Origin of the sequence: Micromonospora sp. C97, assembly GCF_018070385.1 — a bacterium.
Lineage (GTDB): Bacteria > Actinomycetota > Actinomycetes > Mycobacteriales > Micromonosporaceae > Micromonospora > Micromonospora parva.
Genome location: NZ_JAGPXU010000029.1, coordinates 1 through 16,418, shown reverse-complemented (window position 1 = coordinate 16,418; position 16,418 = coordinate 1). Strand labels below are relative to the sequence as shown.

The 16,418-nt window shown below is 72.4% G+C and carries 16 protein-coding genes; 10 read left to right on the top strand and 6 right to left on the bottom strand.

Translation table 11 applies throughout. The annotated features are described in order from the left end of the window. Positions 1-67: 67 nt before the first annotated feature. Positions 68-1,156, top strand: coding sequence for a DNA glycosylase AlkZ-like family protein (locus KBX26_RS27090; protein ID WP_030335963.1), 1,089 nt, complete (start codon positions 68-70; stop codon positions 1,154-1,156). A gap of 49 nt (positions 1,157-1,205) precedes the next feature. On the opposite strand, the gene KBX26_RS27085 is transcribed toward KBX26_RS27090, so the two are convergent. Genes KBX26_RS27085 through KBX26_RS27075 form a run of 3 tightly spaced genes read right to left on the bottom strand, consistent with a single transcriptional unit; the run spans position 1,206 to position 3,510 of the window. Continuing rightward, positions 1,206-2,195, bottom strand: coding sequence for an ABC transporter permease (locus tag KBX26_RS27085; protein ID WP_030335961.1), 990 nt, complete (start codon positions 2,193-2,195; stop codon positions 1,206-1,208). Next, on the bottom strand, positions 2,192-3,082 hold the full coding sequence (locus KBX26_RS27080; protein WP_030335959.1) for an ABC transporter ATP-binding protein: 891 nt from the start codon (positions 3,080-3,082) through the stop codon (positions 2,192-2,194). Before KBX26_RS27080 ends, KBX26_RS27085 begins: the two co-directional genes overlap by 4 nt. Before the next feature lie 20 nt (positions 3,083-3,102). Beyond that, positions 3,103-3,510: a GntR family transcriptional regulator gene (locus tag KBX26_RS27075; protein ID WP_030335957.1), complete on the bottom strand. Its 408-nt coding sequence runs from the start codon at positions 3,508-3,510 to the stop codon at positions 3,103-3,105. A gap of 225 nt (positions 3,511-3,735) precedes the next feature. Here KBX26_RS27075 and KBX26_RS27070 point away from each other — a divergent pair, with 225 nt between their 5' ends. Beyond that, positions 3,736-5,004: an Nramp family divalent metal transporter gene (locus KBX26_RS27070; RefSeq protein WP_210866687.1), complete on the top strand. Its 1,269-nt coding sequence runs from the start codon at positions 3,736-3,738 to the stop codon at positions 5,002-5,004. A 178-nt stretch (positions 5,005-5,182) separates the two neighbouring features. Here KBX26_RS27070 and KBX26_RS27065 read toward each other — a convergent pair whose 3' ends face one another. Continuing rightward, positions 5,183-5,455, bottom strand: coding sequence for a hypothetical protein (locus tag KBX26_RS27065; protein WP_051708766.1), 273 nt, complete (start codon positions 5,453-5,455; stop codon positions 5,183-5,185). Between the two features lie 300 nt (positions 5,456-5,755). Between KBX26_RS27065 and KBX26_RS27060 the strand changes: the two genes are divergently transcribed. Beyond that, positions 5,756-6,865 (top strand): ricin-type beta-trefoil lectin domain protein, encoded by a 1,110-nt coding sequence (locus KBX26_RS27060; RefSeq protein ID WP_210866686.1) that lies wholly within the window; start codon positions 5,756-5,758, stop codon positions 6,863-6,865. 76 nt (positions 6,866-6,941) lie between these two features. Here KBX26_RS27060 and KBX26_RS27055 read toward each other — a convergent pair whose 3' ends face one another. Then, on the bottom strand, positions 6,942-7,907 hold the full coding sequence (locus KBX26_RS27055; RefSeq protein WP_210866685.1) for a hypothetical protein: 966 nt from the start codon (positions 7,905-7,907) through the stop codon (positions 6,942-6,944). A 145-nt stretch (positions 7,908-8,052) separates the two neighbouring features. Between KBX26_RS27055 and KBX26_RS27050 the strand changes: the two genes are divergently transcribed. From KBX26_RS27050 to KBX26_RS27035, 4 genes are all read left to right on the top strand, one after another. After that, positions 8,053-9,162 (top strand): esterase-like activity of phytase family protein, encoded by a 1,110-nt coding sequence (locus tag KBX26_RS27050; protein WP_247681116.1) that lies wholly within the window; start codon positions 8,053-8,055, stop codon positions 9,160-9,162. A gap of 29 nt (positions 9,163-9,191) precedes the next feature. Continuing rightward, a complete protein-coding gene (locus tag KBX26_RS27045; protein ID WP_210866684.1) occupies positions 9,192-10,241 on the top strand; it encodes a nitronate monooxygenase family protein in 1,050 nt (349 codons plus the stop codon). Positions 10,242-10,308: 67 nt separating this feature from the next. Continuing rightward, on the top strand, positions 10,309-11,400 hold the full coding sequence (locus KBX26_RS27040) for an SRPBCC domain-containing protein (protein WP_030335942.1): 1,092 nt from the start codon (positions 10,309-10,311) through the stop codon (positions 11,398-11,400). Positions 11,401-11,413: 13 nt separating this feature from the next. Further along, positions 11,414-12,049, top strand: a complete 636-nt coding sequence (locus KBX26_RS27035; RefSeq protein WP_210866683.1) for a hypothetical protein — start codon at positions 11,414-11,416, stop codon at positions 12,047-12,049. A 55-nt stretch (positions 12,050-12,104) separates the two neighbouring features. Here the strand turns inward: KBX26_RS27035 and KBX26_RS27030 are convergent, their stop codons facing one another. After that, entirely contained in the window at positions 12,105-14,132 is a 2,028-nt protein-coding gene (locus KBX26_RS27030; protein ID WP_210866682.1) for a glycosyl hydrolase family 28-related protein, read from the bottom strand. 217 nt (positions 14,133-14,349) lie between these two features. Between KBX26_RS27030 and KBX26_RS27025 the strand changes: the two genes are divergently transcribed. The 3 genes from KBX26_RS27025 to KBX26_RS27015 all read left to right on the top strand — a co-directional run bounded on the left by KBX26_RS27025 (position 14,350) and on the right by KBX26_RS27015 (position 16,295). Continuing rightward, positions 14,350-15,432: a PIN domain-containing protein gene (locus KBX26_RS27025; protein ID WP_030335936.1), complete on the top strand. Its 1,083-nt coding sequence runs from the start codon at positions 14,350-14,352 to the stop codon at positions 15,430-15,432. A 279-nt stretch (positions 15,433-15,711) separates the two neighbouring features. Continuing rightward, complete coding sequence (locus tag KBX26_RS27020; protein WP_030335934.1) at positions 15,712-15,933, top strand: hypothetical protein; 222 nt, start codon at positions 15,712-15,714, stop codon at positions 15,931-15,933. 203 nt (positions 15,934-16,136) lie between these two features. Further along, positions 16,137-16,295 carry a hypothetical protein gene (locus tag KBX26_RS27015; protein ID WP_210861615.1) on the top strand — a complete coding sequence of 53 codons (159 nt, stop codon included), beginning with the start codon at positions 16,137-16,139 and terminating at the stop codon, positions 16,293-16,295. The last annotated feature ends 123 nt before the right edge of the window (positions 16,296-16,418 follow it).

Here is a 16,418-nt window from a genome sequence, read left to right as displayed (position 1 = left end):
CGAGCCGCTGAGCAATCCGACTCGCTGGGCCCGGTCGATGTCGCTGAGCGCCGTTAGGCTCGCCGGCGTGGACGTGCACCGACTCGATCGGGCCCAGGCGCGGCGGATCGCCATCCGGGCCCAACTGCTGGCCGCCCCGCGCCCGAGCGACCTTCTCACAGTGGTCCGTCAGTTGACCCTGGTGCAGCTCGACCCGACGGCCGCCGTCGCGCCCAGCGCCGATCTCGTCTGCTGGAGCCGGCTCGGTTCGTCGTACCAGCCGACGCAGTTGCGCGACGCCCTCGAACGGGACCGGACGCTGTTCGAACACCAGGCGATGGTGCGTCCGATGGACGACCTGGGGCTCTTCCTCGCGGCGATGGCGGCGGCGCCCGGTCACGAGCGCCACCGTGAGTGGCTGCGCGCCAACGACTCGTTCCGGCGCGACGTGCTCGACCTGCTCGGCCGCTCCGGTCCGCTGCTGTCCCGCGACATCCCGGACACGAGCGTCGTGCCGTGGCCGTCGTCAGGCTGGACCAACAACCGCAACGTCACCCAGATGCTGGAGTTCCTGGTCCTGCGCGGCGAGGTCGCGATCGCCGGCCGCCAGGGCCGACAGCGGCTCTGGGACGTGGCGGAGCGGGTCTACCCGGCCGGCGTGCCCGTCGTCGAGCTGGAGCAGGCACGCCGGCTCCGCAACGAGCGACGGCTGCGGGCGCTGGGCATCGCCCGGGAGAAGGCGGTGGTGGTGCCCGGCGAGCCGGCCGAGGTCGGTGACGCGGGCGAGCCAGCGGTGATCGAGGGAGTCGCGGGCCAGTGGCGGGTTGACCCGGCCGCGCTCGGGCAGCCCTTCACCGGTCGTACGGCGTTGTTGTCGCCGTTCGACAGGCTGGTGCACGACCGGGTCCGCCTCGCGGACCTCTTCGCGTACGACTACGTGCTGGAGATGTACAAACCCAGGGCGGGTCGGCGGTGGGGCTACTTCGCGTTGCCGATCCTGCACGGCGACCGGCTCGTCGGAAAGCTGGACGCCACGGCCGATCGTCGGCGCGGCATCCTCACCGTGCACGCCATCCACGAGGACGTGCCCTTCACCCCCGACGTGACCACCGCCGTGCACGACGAGGTGCACGACCTCGCGTCCTGGCTGTCGCTGACCGTGGACCTTCCCCGCTGACGGGTGATCGCCGAGGCCCCCGCCGCCCCGACGAGCACCCGTCAACCGGTTAGGCGATCCGGCGGACCCGGCGGACGGCGAGATAGAGCAGGAGCAGGGCCAGGGCGACGAAGATGCCGGTCTCGATGCCCTGGAACAGCCAGAACCGGTCCGCCGGCTGGTACAGCTGCCAGTTGTACGCGCCCGGTTCGAGGCCCAACTCGGCCCCGCAGACCCGGCCGTCCGGGGCCTTCCCGCCCGGCGGGCACTGGATCCGGGTGTCCTCCGCGATCATCGTCCCGTCCGGGTTGCGCACACCCTGGGTGAGGATCCAGTCCCCCCGGCTGACCTCCGGTGGCCCTTCCCCCTCGATCGGGAAGGTCTGGGTGCGGGCCGGCTGGTAGTGCGGTCGGGCCAGGATCTCCACCGCCGCCCGTACGCCGATGAACCCGGCGAGGGTGATGCCCATGGCGGGCAGCATCCGCTTCCACATCGTGCCGGCGAAGATGCCGAGCGCGACGGCGAAGAGGGTGTAGCCGATCGGCGCGATGCCCTGCAGGTCGAAGACGATCATGCCGAGCCGGCCCTCGTACGCGGCCTGGGTCAGCGGGTCGACCCACCACGACATGCCCAGCCCGTAGACCGCCGCGAGAACCAGGACGGCCGCGCCCACCAGCCCGAACTTCACGAGGGCCCAGCGGGTCCGGCCGACGCCCTGGGTCCAGACGAACCGGTGCGTGCCGTGCTCCACCTCGCGGGCGACCAGTGGTGCACCCCAGAACAGACCGACCAGCACCGGCAGGGAGACCAGCAGTACGGCCACCAGGTTCAGGCTGCTGTACTGGTTGCCGAAGCGGCGGAAACCCGCGTCGCAGGCCTCCCTGGTCGCCGCCGTCACATTGGTGTCCGCGAGCTGACGTGCGCAGTCCGCCAGCCCAAGATCGGAGAAGGTGTGCCGCATCGACAGACCGATCGGCACCAGCATGGCGGCCAGCGCCGCGAGCGCCAGCACTGTGAAGAACGCCTGCTTGCGGTGTTGCCGCCAGGTCAACCAGATCATGCTGCCACTCCCCACTCGCTGTGACTGGTCTGCGTGGTGCCGTCGGCCAGGTAGGCCAACACGACGTCCTCCAGGCTGACCTCGCGGATCGTCCAGGCCGGATCGGTGACCGGCCCGTCGGTGCGGACCAGCAGGGTGGTCTGCCGGTCGGTGTGGCTGGCCCGGATCACGGCGGTGACGCCCCCGATGACGCCGCCGTCGTGACGGGGGCCGACCAGCTGCCGGTGCTCGGCGACCAGGTCGTCGACCGCGCCGGTGAGCTGCACCTGGGAGGCGTTGAGCACGATCAGGTAGTCGCAGACGCGTTCCAGGTCGGCCAGCAGGTGTGAGGAGAGCAGGACGGTGGTGCCTGACTCCGCGACGCTGCCCATCAGCGACTGGAGGAACTCCCGTCGGGCCAGCGGGTCGAGGCTGGCGACCGGTTCGTCGAGCAGCAGCAGCCGTGGCTGCTTGGCCAGTGCCAGGGCGAGCGCGACCTGGGCCCGTTGACCGCCGGAGAGCTTGCCGACCGGCTTGTCCGGCGGTATGCCGAGCTGGGCCAGCCGCTTGCGGGCCAACCCCGCGTCCCACCGTTTGTTCAGCTTGCCGCCGGCGATGACCAACTCGGACGCCGTGAAGTCCCGGTACAGCGGGGTGTCCTGGGCGACGAAGCCGATGTCGGCCAGCCCGTCCGTGTCGCCGTAGGGAGACCGGCCGAACACCCGGACCGTGCCCTCGGTGGGCTTGAGCAGCCCGACGGCCAGGTGCAACAGCGTGCTCTTGCCCGCGCCGTTGGGCCCGACCAGCGCGGCGATCCGCCCGGCCGGCAGATGCAGTGAGCAGTCCCGTAAGGCCCAGGTGCTGCCGTACCGCTTGCCGAGCCGGTCTGCTTCCAAGACCATGTCCATCCCTTGTCCTCTCGTTGCGTTCACGCGGGCTCCTTCTGCGGGGCGTCGTCGGCGAGGGTGGCGCGCAGCGTCGTCTCCACCAGGGCGATGACGTCCTCGGCCGTGAGGCCGGCGGCCTGCGCCCGGTGCAGCCAGGCGACCAGGTCGTCGCGCAACTCGGCCTGATTGGGCAGGGACGCCCCGGCCAGGGTGCGTTGGACGAAGGTGCCCACCCCGGGCCGGCCGCCGACCAGACCCTCGATCTCCAACTCCCGGTACGCCTTCAGCACCGTGTTCGGGTTGATCGCCAGGGATTGCGCGACGTCCCGGACCTTCGGCAACTGGTCTCCCGGCGTCAGCAGGCCGACCCGCAGCGCCTGTTTCACCTGCTGCACGAGCTGCATGTAGGTGTTCACCTTCGACCGGCTGTCCAGTACGAACTCGATCACTCGCGATGATCCTTCCTGTTGTCCTACGACAGTAGGACTAATAGACAGCTTCATCGTTGCCCGGTGAGCTGTCAAGCCCGCCCCGGCCCGTTCACCCCCGCGCGCACTGTCGGCTCGCGGGTGCCGGGCCGGCCCAGGTGGCACCGGCAGGCCAGCGGTTGGCCCCGACGGGCCAGCCCGACGGGAAGGGACCGGCAGCGATCCGCGTGGAGGGGGAGGGGTTCGATGGTCACCAACGAACTGACGACGTCGAGGACGACTCCACTACAGGCCGCTCGCGCCCGGGGCCGGGTACGCGGCCGGCTGATCCTGCTCGGCCCGGCGTTCGTCGCCGCCGTCGCCTACGTCGATCCCGGCAACTTCGCCACCAACTCCGCCGCCGGTGCCCGCTACGGCTATCTGCTGGTCTGGGTCGTGGTGGTGGCCAACCTGATGGCGATGCTGGTGCAGACCCTCACCGCGAAGCTGGGTCTGGCCACCGGGCGCAGCCTGCCCGAGCTGTGCCGGGAACGCCTGCCCCGGCCGGTGAACCGGATGATGTGGGTGCAGGCCGAGCTGGTCGCCATGGCCACCGACCTGGCCGAGGTGATCGGTGGGGCGGTGGCCCTGTACCTGCTCTTCGGCATTCCCCTGCTGCCCGGCGGGATCATCATCGGCACCGCCGCGTTCGCCGTGCTCGCGCTGCGCTCACGCGGCTACCGCGCCTTCGAGGTCGCCATCGCCGTCCTGCTCGGGGTGATCGTGCTGGCCTTCGCCGCCAACCTGCTCGCCTCCGGCTCCGATCCCGGCTCGGCGATGGCCGGTCTGGTGCCGCGCCTGCAGGGCACGGACAGCGTGCTGCTGGCCGCCGGCATCCTCGGCGCGACAGTGATGCCGCACGTCATCTACGTGCACTCCGCGCTCACCCGGGACCGCATTCCCGCCGCCGACGACGCCGAGCGTCGGATCCTGTTCCGCGGTCAGCGCACCGACGTCCTGCTCGCCCTGAGCGTGGCCGGCGCGGTCAACCTCGCCATGCTGCTGATCGCCGCGGCCAGCTTCCGGGGCGGTGGCCCGGGCGGTGCGGACAGTCTGGAGGGGGTGCACGCCGGGCTCGGCCAGAGCATCGGGACCGCCGCCGCGTTCGGCTTCGCCGTCGCCCTGCTGGTCTCGGGGCTCGCCTCCACGAGCGTGGGCACCTACGCCGGAGAAGTGATCATGCAGGGCTTCCTGCGGCGCCGGATCCCGCTGCTGCTGCGTCGGCTGGTCACCCTGCTGCCCGCACTGGGGGTGCTCGCCATCGGCCTCGACCCGACCCGGGCGCTCGTGCTGTCCCAGGTCATCCTCAGCTTCGGCATCCCGTTCGCGCTGATCCCGGTGGTCGCCTTCACCCGCCGCCGCGACCTGATGGGCAACCTCGTCAACCACCCGCTCACCACCGCCGCCGCGTCCCTGGTGGCCGTGCTGGTGGTCGCGCTCAACGCGTTCCTCCTCTGGCAGGTGGCCGTCGGCTGAGCCGGCCGGTCAGCGCCGTCGGCTGAGCCGGCCGGTCAGCGCCGTCGGCTGAGCCGGCGGGCCGCCTGGGTTCGACTCCCCACGAGCATGATGCCTGTGGGTCATCTTTATGACCCACAGGCATCACCCGTTGAAGACCAGGTCGGCTGGGCCCGTGTGGTGGCGGGGCGGGCGTGGCTCAGGTGCGACGTCCCTCGTCGCGGGCCGGGATCTCCTGACGCTGTTCGAGGGCGTCCGCCGGGTTGGCGTCGGCCGGCAGCGACGTCACCTCCTCGAGCGTGCCCGCCGGGAAGGCGCCCTGCTCGGCCAGGTCGGCCTCGGCCGCCTCCGGGTCCACGTCACCCGACACCCGGTCCGGCGGGCCGACGTCGAACGCGTCCTGTCGTTGCTCAAGGGCGTCCGCCTCCGGAGGAGGGATCGTGCCGCCCTGTTCATCCCGGTACGTGCTCATCGGAGCCTCCCACCCGGCGGGTATGGATATGCCGCCGGGCCGCTGCCTACCCATCACAGCCGCACTCAGACTGCCACGCCAGCCGAGATCTGGCGGTTTCCGGGAGGTGCTGCCTCCACGGCGACGGGCCCGGGACCGCTCGGCGCAGCCAGCTCGGCGTTTGGCTCGCGTCCGCGCCGCAGTCGGTCCAGCCGGACGAATTGATTGTCCATCATCAATGAATGCGTCTGGAGTGGTCGTCGTTTCGGCGGGACAGGCACCGCTGACGGCCCGGACGACCTTCGAGGAGAGGGATCAACAATGCGATGGAACGCACGACGGGCCGCCGCGGGGGCCTTCGGGCTCGTCCTCGGCGCCGTGCTGGCGCTGACCCAGGTCGCACCCGCCCAGGCCGAGTCGAACGGCGGCGTACGCGTGATGCCACTCGGTGACTCGATCACCGATGGCTACAACGTTCCGGGCGGCTACCGGATCAACCTGTGGCAGCGGCTGGTCGGTGGCGGCTACACCGTCGACTTCGTCGGCTCGGGGTTCAACGGGCCGGCCAGTCTCGGTGACCACGACCACGAGGGCCACTCCGGCTGGCGCATCGACCAGCTCGACGCCAACATCGTCACCTGGTTGCGGGCCACCGACCCGCGTACGGTGCTGCTGCACATCGGCACCAACGACGTGAACCAGAACTACGACCTCGCCAACGCTCCGGCACGCCTCTCCGGTCTCATCGACAAGATCAGGTTGACGGCTCCGCTGGCGGACGTCTTCGTCGCCACCATCACCCCCGAATCCGACCCGAACCGGGAGGCGCGGGTGCAGGCGTACAACGCGGCGATCCCCGGCATCGTGGCGCAGAAGGGCAGCCGGGTGCACCTGGTCGACATGCACGCCGCGCTCACCACCACCGACCTCGCCGACGGCGTCCACCCGAACGCCGGCGGGTACGACAAGATGGCGGCCCGCTGGTACGCCGCGCTGCAGTCGGTGCCCGGCAGCCTGGTCCCGGCGGGCGGACCGCCGGTGGGCACCGCCGTCGGCCTGGTCAACCCCGTCTCCGGGCGGTGCCTGGACGTCTCCGGAGCCAGCACCACGACCGGTACCCCCACGATCATCTGGGACTGCCATGGGGGCACCAACCAGCGTTGGACCCGTACCGCCGCCGGGGAGCTGCGGGTCTACGGCGATCGGTGCCTGGACGTGAACGGCGCAGCGAGCGCCGACGGCACGAGGGTGCAGATCTGGACCTGCAACGGCACCGCCGCGCAGCGCTTTACGTTCCGGACGGACGGCACGATCGTGCTCACCTCCGCCGGCAAGTGCGTCAGCGTGACCTCCGCCGGGACGGCCAACGGCACGACCACGCAGCTCTGGACGTGTGACGGCACCGGCGCCCAGCGCTGGTCCGTCCGCTAGCCGACGCCCAGGGTCCGGCCCACGTCGTACCCCGGCGGGGCCGGCCCTGGGCGTGCCCGGACCGGTGCGACGGCGGTCAGCCGGTCGCCGCCTCGGGTGTGGTGCCCCGACGGGGTCCGGCGGCCAGCCCCAGCGCCAGCAGCGCGCACCCGGCGCCGACCAGGAAGAGCAGCGAGGCGGTCGGCTGGCCCAACCACTCCCAGTACGGATGCCAGGCCGGGTGTGGCTCGTCCCGATGGTGCCCCAACAGGACGGGGACGCTCAGCGGCACCGGCAGCCACCACAGCACCGTGGCCACCCCGACCAGGCCGTTCACCGCGCCCCGGCGTCGACGCCCCTCGGTGCGACGGCTGACCCAGCCGAAGACCATCCAGCCGGCCACCGCGCCGAGCACCGTGGCGAGCACTCCGGCGGGGACCACCAGGGGCGGCGGCGCCCGGTGCAGCTCGACCGAGAGGTACGTGGCGTCCACGGCTGTCTGGGAGGAGATCGAGGCATTCAGGATGGTGTCGCCACGTCGGGCGGTCAGCGCGGTGTCGCTGATCGCCTCCGGGGTGGTGCAGAACTTGTCCGCGCAGCCGACCCGGTCGGACACCTGAGGGTCGTACACCCGCCAGCCGGCACCGGTCAGGCGCTCCCTGGCCACCGCGACGATCTGCGCGGCGGGCACCGGTGGCGCGCCGAAGGCAGCCGCGCCGGTGGCGCTCTCCTGATATTCGCCACCGTCACCGAACAGCAGTGTCTTGACGGTCTTCAGACGCAGCGCGTGCCCGTAGACGACGAAGAGGGCCGGCGGGGTGTCGATCTCACCGAGGTCGTGCCCGGGAAAGACCTCGGTGAGGATGGCGGCGGCCTCGGCCCGGTCGGGTTGCGGCCGAGACGTCTCCCAGGCGGCCCGGCTCGCCAGCGCGCCGGTGAAGAGGCCACAGATGACCGCGGCGAGCGGCACCCACGCGACGGCGGCGCCACCGGCCGGGCGGCCGAGGCGGCGCAGCAGCCGTCGCCCGAACCGGTCGGCCGGCCTGGTGTCGCGCACGGTCATGGACATCCTCCGGCTGCAGAATCGGGCGCAGCGACAGTACATCGACCAGGGGTCCGGGTGCGTCCCCCGGATGACCGCCGCCGCTGGCCGGGATCGGCCAGGATGGGCGGGTGGCCGCTGACGGCCGCGACGAGGAGGGTGGGCGATGCGGGTACGCGGACGGTTGACCTGGGGGCGGCGTGCTCGCGCGCTGGCGGTGCTGACCGTGTTGCTCGCTGGCGTGCTGCCGCCGGCGGTGGCGCTGGTGCCAGGCACCGCCTCGGCGGGCGCGGCGGCGGGCACGCCGGTCTGCGAGGTGCGGGACAACCGGCTCCGCGAGATCTCCGGGATGGTCGCCACCGACGACGGGTACGTGGTGATCAACGACGGGGCCGACGACGAGGCGCGCCGCCGGATCTTCTTCCTCGACCAGCGGTGCGCGGTGCGGCGAACTGTCTCCTTCCCGTCCCGGCCCCGGGACACGGAGGACCTGGCCATCGGCCGGGACGGCACCGTCTGGGTCGCCGACATCGGCGACAACGACCGGTCCCGGCCGACGGTCGGGGTGTGGCGACTCGCGCCGGGGGCGGAGCAACCGGTGCTGCACCGGATGACCTACCCGGACCGTCCGCACGACGCCGAGGCGCTGCTGCTCGACGCGTCCGGTCGGCCGCTGATCATCACCAAGGGCGGCAGTGGCACCGTCTTCCTGTACGCGCCGACCACCGCGCTGCGGGCGGACGCGACGACGCCGTTGACCGCGTTGGGCCAGGTGACACTGCCGACGACCACGACCAGCAACCCGTTCTCCTTCCTGGGGCGCGGGGTGATCACCGGCGCGGCGGCCGCCCCGGACGGACGGCGGGTGGCGCTGCGCAGCTACGCCGACGCCTTCGAGTACGACGTGCCCGACGGCGACGTGGTCCGCGCGTTGACCACCGGCACCGCGCGGATCACCCCGCTGCCGGACGAGCCCCAGGGCGAATCGATCACCTACAGTCGCGACGGCCGGTCGTTGCTCACCGTCTCCGAGGCCGCCGGCCAACCCACCAGCCGCCCGACGATCCTGCGCTACCCGGCCACCGCCACCACGGCCACCGCCACTCCCGCCACGGAGTCCGTCGACCCGGTGTCGCCCACGGCGGTCCGTCCGGCCGCCGGGGAGATCGGCGGCGCGGGTGGGCGGACGTGGCCGCTGGTGGCCGGAGCGGGGACGCTGGTGCTCCTGCTCGGGCTGGCCGGCGTGCTGCGCTGGAGGCACACCGCGCGCCAGTGAGCGGCCCGGGCCTGCGGCAGGATGGGAGGATGTCCGTCCTGTCCACGTTGCGCCACCCGATCATCGCCGCCCCGATGGCCGGCGGCCCGTCCACCCCCGCGCTCGTGGCCGCCGTGTCCGCGGCGGGCGGACTGGGCTTCCTCGCCGCCGGAATGATCGACACCGAACGGTTGGTCGCCGACGTCGCCGAGGTCCGCGCCCGCACCGACCGGCCGTTCGGTGTCAACGTCTTCCTGCCCGACCCCGGCGGCGTCGACGAGGCGGCCATCCAGGCGTACGCCGAACGGCTCGCCCCGCAGGCCGGGCAGCGCGGGGTGAGCCTGGGCGAGCCGGTGGGAGGCGACGACGCGTACCCGGAGAAGCTGGCCGCGCTGCTCGCGGACCCGGTCCCGGTCGTGTCCTTCGTGTTCGGTCTGCCCGACCGGGCGGCGGTGACCGCCCTGCGCGAGCGGGGCACCGAGGTGTGGGCCACCGTCACCCGCCCGGACGCCGCGACCGCCGCCGCCGACCTCGGTGTGGACGCCGTGGTGGTGCAGGGCACCGAGGCCGGTGGGCATCGTGGCGGCCTGCCGGACGACGACGACTACGGGGTGCTGCCGCTGCTCCGGCTGACCGCCGCCCGCTGTGACCGGCCGCTGGTGGCCGCGGGCGGCCTCGTCGACGGTCCCGCGGTGGCCGCCGTGCTGGCCGCCGGCGCCGCCGCCGCGCAACTCGGCACGGCCTTCCTGCGCTGCCCGGAGGCGGGCAGCTCGCCGATGCACCGGGCGGCGGTGGCCGGTGCCACGCCGACCGCGTTGACCCGGTCGTACACCGGTAAGCGGGCCCGTGGGGTGGCCAACGACTTCCTGCGCCAACACGACGCGGTGGCACCGCGCGGTTACCCCCAGGTGCTCCACCTGACGCGCCCACTGCTGGCCGCCGCCCGGCGCGACGGGGACGCGTCGGTGGCCAACCTGTGGGCCGGGCAGGCCCACCCGCTGGCCCGGGACCTGCCGGCGGCGCAGGTGGTCGCCGAGGTGAGTGCCGACGCCCGGGCCGCGCTGGCCACAGTGGTCGCACGGTCCGCTCGCTGGGGCTGATCAGGGCGCCGGCAACCGGCTCGGGCGGGCGGGACAGGCCCGGCGGGCAACCGGTTAGAGTCTCGCCGTGATCGAGATCGGTGCGCAGGTCGACCTGTCCCACCCGGCTGAGCGGGTCTGGCTCGCCCTGACCGACCGGCAGTTGCTCGGCCGGTGGTTCGCCGAGGCCGAGACGGTCGAGGGCGTGCCGGACCGGCTGCTGCTGCACACCGCCGGCCTGCCCGGCTTCGACGCCAACGTCGAGGTCGAGGTGACCGAGCGACAGGAGCCGGACCTCCTCGTGCTGTCCTGCGACGAGGCTGGCCGGCTCAGCGAGCTGACCTGCACGGTCACCGCCACCAAGCAGGGCTGCCGGTTGGAGCTCCGGGAGGTCAGCACGCACGGCGCGTGGTCCGGCGAGCAGCACGAGCCCCGTGAGCAACAGCTGCGGCAGGCGCTCACCGTGCGGCTGCCGGCCATTCTCGACTGGCTCGCCTTCCAGCAGGTCGACCTGCGCCGCGCCGACGGTGGGATGACAGCGGAACTGCCGGTGCTCGGCGTACGCGGCGGGGCCGGCCGCAACCCCCGCCGGCGTCGCACGCTGGTCGCCGTTGTGGCCGGGGCGGTGCTGCTAGCGGGGACGGCGGCCTGGGTGACGTTGCCGCCCGACCCGGAGCCGGTCGCCGCGCCCGCACCGGCCCCCAGCGCGTCGCCGACGGTGACCCCGGCCCGGAGTACCGTCGCGCCCACGGCGACCCCCTCGGCGCGCCCCACGCGGGTCACCGCGTCACCGACCACCCGGCCGAGCCGGACCCCGTCGGCGAAGCCCTCGCGCACCACCGAGTCGGCTGCGCCACCCCCGCCACCGACGCCCATGACGGCCCGCTACCAGACCGACTCCAGCCGGCTGTTCGGCTACACCGGCGAGATCGTGGTCGGCAATCCCGGCACCGCCGCGGTGGCGGACTGGGCGGTGGTGGTCACCCTCGCCGAGGGCACCACAGTCGACGACGTGGACGGCGCGAACTGGCGACAGGACAAACGGGTGATCACCTTCACCGGAACCGCCGTGCCGGCCGGGGGATCCCAGACGATCAGCTTCGACGTCCGCGACAGCCGGCCGAAGGCCCGGGAGCCGGAGAGCTGCACGATCGGCGGGCAACAGTGCGCCGGCCTCTGACTAGGCTGCCGTCATGGCACTGCTGCACAGGGCGACCCTGCACCCCACGAAGCTGAACCTGCTGACGGCCTGGCTGCCCGACCGACAATGGTTCGCCGGACCGACCGGCGTCGAGGTGGTGAGCCGGGGCGCCTACCGCTTCGACGACCCGGCCGGCGAGGTCGGCATCGAGACGATGCTGGTCGCCGCCGCCGACGGGCCGGTCCACCAGGTCCCCCTCACCTACCGCGCCACCCCTCTCGACGGTGCCGAGCAGTGGCTGGTCGGCACCACCGAGCACTCGGCGCTCGGCCGACGCTGGGTGTACGACGGCTGCGCCGACCCGGTGTACGCCGCCGCGCTCGCCCACGCGATCCTCACCGGTGGCGGCCAGGCGGAGCAGTACTTCGAGGTCGACGGCCGGCGCGAGGTACGCGAGCCGACGATGACGATCGAGGTCAGCGAGACCGGCAGCGACAACCCGCCCCCGGTCGGCGCCCTGCGCCGGGTCGTCGACGGGGACAGCACGCTCATCAGCACCGACACCGTCGAACTGGTGGTCGTCCGGCGGCCCGGGGCCGGGACCGACGGGGCCACCGGGGCCACCCTGAGCGGCAGGTGGGATGGTCAGCCGACGAGCGTGCCACTGGCGTACGCCCGGGTGCGCTGACCCGCCTGTCCCGAGTGTGCGGTGGGCGGCCCGGATGCCGGACCGCCCACCGCGTTCACCACCGCGCAGGAGGCGGGGGCGGCGACACGGGCGGCCGGTCGTCGCAGGTGATGGTGTTGGGCAGCAGCCACGGTGCGAGCCACCCGCCGTCGTTACCGCCGAGGTCGGTCACTGTGAACTCCGAGCCGGCCGCGGTGAAGTGGAACGATCCGCAGTTGTTGACGCCGACCGCGCCGACGTTGCGGGCGTCCACGTTGGCGAACGAGGCGGACCCGGCCGTGCGGGCGCTGACCACCGAGGTGCCGGTGCCGTCGACCCGGACGTCCCGGAACCGCACGTCGGAGATCGAGTAGAGGTCCTTCACCGGCCAGTCGCTGACCAGCATGATCGCGTTGTACGTGTTGTCCAGGTACGCGTCGCCGGTCACCTCGATGCCCGCCTCGATGCTGCGATCCAGGGCGAAGAGCCAGATCGCCCCCAGGCCGATGTTCCAGTTCAGCTCGTACGTGCCGGCGCGGGCGGTGGTGTTGTTGGTGAACCGCAGGTGCCCGGTGAACGGCTCCGCGCCGAAGCGGGACCCGGCGTGCAGGCCGCTGCCCTCACGTACCGGGTCGGCGACGAGGTTGTGCGAGACGGTGGTGTCGGTGCCGCCGTAGATGGCGATGCCGTTGGCCAGGGTCGGTGACTGCACGGTGTTGTGGTCGAACGTGTTCCGCGCGTTGGCCGTCTTCTCCGACCACATCGCCAGGCCGTCGTCGCCGGTGTTGCGGACGAAGTTGTGCGCGACCAGGGAGTCGGTCACCCCGGTGTGGAAGTTGAGGGCGTCGGCGATCTGGTCGACGATGATGTTGTTGGTGACCCGGACGTTGCGCATCGGGCCGTCGAACCACAGGCCCGCCTTGGTGTGGTGCAGGTAGAGCCCGTCGATGGTGGAGTCGCTCATCGCCCCGCCGATCGCGTTGACCTGGTCGGTGTCGATGCGCTCCCGCACGTCGCCCTCGATGGCGAAGCCGGAGAGGTGCACGTTGCGGCTGCCGCCGTCGGCGGCGTCCCGACCGTAGAACCCGACTCCGGTGTGCACCGAGCCGTCCGGCGCGGGGGCCGGCAGGGCGACCTCGCGGCCCTTGATGATGGTGTGCCAGTTGCCGGCGCCCTCGATGGTCACGTCGTCGACGATGACGTGCCGGTTGACCTGGTAGGTGCCCGGCGGGAGGTACACGGTGAGGTGGGCGCGCCGGGCGAAGGCGATGGCCCGGTCCAGCGCGTCGGCGGAGTCCCGCCGGCCGGTCGGGTCGGCGCCGAAGGCGAGCACGTTCGCCGCGAGCAGCCGGACACGCGGCGGGGCTACCAGTTCGGAGTCGAGCAGGTCGATGACCGTCCAGGCGGCGGCGCTGCCGGGCGGCGCGGTGAGCCGGACAGTGTCGCCGGCCCGGTACGTACGCCCGAGCAGGAGCCGCTGCTCGTCGTAGAAGTGGGTGGGCCGGAACGGTGTGCTGATGCTCGGGTACGGCGTGGTGGCCGACGGCACGCACTGGCACTCGGTGATCCACCAGTCCGGGTGCAGCAGCCCGGCCTGCGGGTCGTTGGTGAAGGGGTACTGGTTGTAGAGCCACGAGTACTGCGAGGTGAGCGTCATGGTGCGCAGATGCTTGCCGTTCACCGCGACCTTCAGCGGCGCGGTGATCCCACCTCCCTGCGGCGCGTCCGGGATGCTGTACCGCACGGTGATCCCGTTCGCCGCGCTGGGCAGGACGAACTCCACGTACTCCCCGGGGGTGAGCCGGACCGCCCGGCGGCCGGAGGCCTCCGCGGGCAGGGTGTAGGCAGACCGGTCCGGCCCGATGATCTCGCCGTTGGTGCGGGCGTTCTCCGCTTCCTGCTCCAGGAAGTCGACGTCCGCGCCGCGCCCGGCGACCAGCGCCGGGTCGAGGGCGGCGCGGGTGACCACCGGCCGCGCGCCGGCGGACCCCGGTGGACTGGCGGCGGCCGAGGTGGGCCCGGCGACCAGCACGGCGAGACCGGCCGCGAGCGCGACGGCGGTGCCGCCGGGCCGTCCCCGCGTCGGCGTGAGGCTGCGAAACATCGGTGACCCTCCTGAGTGGGTGGTGGTGGAGGTCCGCCCGGCGCCCCCGACGCCCGACATTGATCGTCATGATGCAGCACCGAACATGGCACTGCAAGACACCTATCGAACAACGAAAATAAACGACTATGAGGCCGCAAGAAATGGACGGTTGTCGAGTTGAGGTGTCGCGCGTCGCCCGCCCCGACCAGCTCGCGCCCGGCGTAGGCTGATCTGCGTGGATCAAGAAGACCGGATCGCCCTCTTTCTCGACTACGAGAACCTCGCGCTGGGCGCGCGTGACCATCGCGGCGGCGTCGCCTTCGACTTCCGGCCCATCGCCGACGCGTTGGCCGAACGGGGCCGGGTGGTGGTCCGCCGGGCGTACGCCGACTGGTCCTACTTCGACGAGGACCGCCGGATGCTCACCCGCTCCCACGTCGAGCTGATCGAGATCCCGCAACGGATGGGCGCCTCCCGCAAGAACGCCGCGGACATCAAGATGGCCGTCGACGCGATCGAGTTGGCGTTCGAACGCGAGTACATCTCCACCTTCGTGATCTGTAGCGGTGACAGCGACTTCACCCCGCTGGTGCACAAGCTGCGGGAGCTGAACAAGCGGGTCATCGGCGTCGGGGTCGAGGGGTCCACCTCGGGGCTGCTGCCCCCGGCGTGCGACGAGTTCCTCTACTACGACCGGCTGGAGGGCGTGGACATCCCGCCGGCTCGTGGTGGGCGCGCGCGTTCCGCCGCCCGGCAGGCCGGCGCGGAACAGCGCCCGCCCGAGCCGGAGCAGGAGGTGGACCGTCGACCGCAGGAGGCGGAGCCCGACCGGGACGCGGACGCGCTCGCCGTACAGGTCGCCCAGTCGGTCGCCGGCCTGCAGGGCAGCGCCAACGGTGAGGTCACCGCGTCCCGGCTCAAGCGCACCCTGCTGCGCAAGGACCCGACCTTCAGTGAGTCCGACTACGGCTTCCGCACCTTCGGTGAGCTGCTGCGCCACCTCGCCGAACGCAACGTGATCGAGCTGGCCGAGGGGCCGGCCAAGGGTGACCCCGAGGTGTCGCTGCCCGAGCACGGCGACCGCGAGGTGGCGTTCGGCCTACTCCGGGGCGTCGTGGCGGACCTGGGCAGCGGCGGCAACCCGGTGGCGCTGTCCGGGCTGAAGAACCAGGTACGCCGGGCCCGCCCGGACTTCAGCGAGAAGAAGCTCGGCTACCGCAGCTTCCTGCAGTTCTGCAAGGCCGCCGCCACCGCCGGCGTACTGGACCTCCGCTGGAGCCCCGAAGCCGACGACTACCTCCTGACAACCCACCCCTGACCCGCTGCCCCTGCCCTCCCTTGTTGATCAAGAAGTTTGCGTCATCGACGGCGCGATTGGTGACGCAAAGTTCTTGATCAACAGCGGTGGGCGGTGGGAGTTGCGGGGGCGGGGCAGGGTGGGGTTCTCCTGATGCGCAACTCAGGAGCGGGAGAACCGCCCGTTATGGTTTCGAACCGTCAACGGTTGGGCGGAAATGCGCCCGGATTGTCACCCTTGCCCCGGTCCGGTCATACCTGCGCCGTACCCTCGGCGCGGGAATTGCTATACGGTCGGCGAATGAAGGTGGAGGAGCACTGGTGGAACGGAGACACGACCCCGCGCGGGCGCCGGGACGTGTACATCCGTACTGACGGGCAGGGTTGGGAGGTCCGCGCCCAGATCGGTGGGGCGTCGGGTCGTGAGCGGGTGCAGCAGTGCCCCAGCCGGGCCTCGGCGGCCATCCTCGCCGACGCCTGGCGCGGCACCCACCCATCCTGGCGCGAGCTGAAGCAGCGCTGATCCGGCACCGGGCCGGGTCGGCAACGCTCCCGGGTTCCAGCCCGGCGCGCCCGCCGACCGGCCCGGCGCTCGGTACGTCGGTGCCGACAGCGCGCAGCGGTCACCCACCGGCCACGCCGCCTCAAGAGCGGGCGGGCCCTCGTGTCCCCGCCGTCAGTTCGGGTACTCGCAGGGCTGCTGGTCGCGCCCGATGGAGGTCGCCCATGTCGCAGGGCCCCGACGAGGAGAACAGCAGGCTCGACGAGGAGATCCGGGAGGCCGAGCGCCGGCTCGCCGACCTCACCACCTCGTCCGACGACGCGCTCACCGACGACGACGCCCGGGCACCGGACGACGCCCCCTCGGAGAGCAACGCCGACTAGGGCCTGTTTCATAAGGGCGGTCGAGCCGAGGCGGAGTCCGGGCGGCGATCCGGCAAGGCGCGGTTTCGTCCGGATACCGGTGTCGTATCCGGACGAAACCGCAACGCCGCCGGTCGTCGTCCG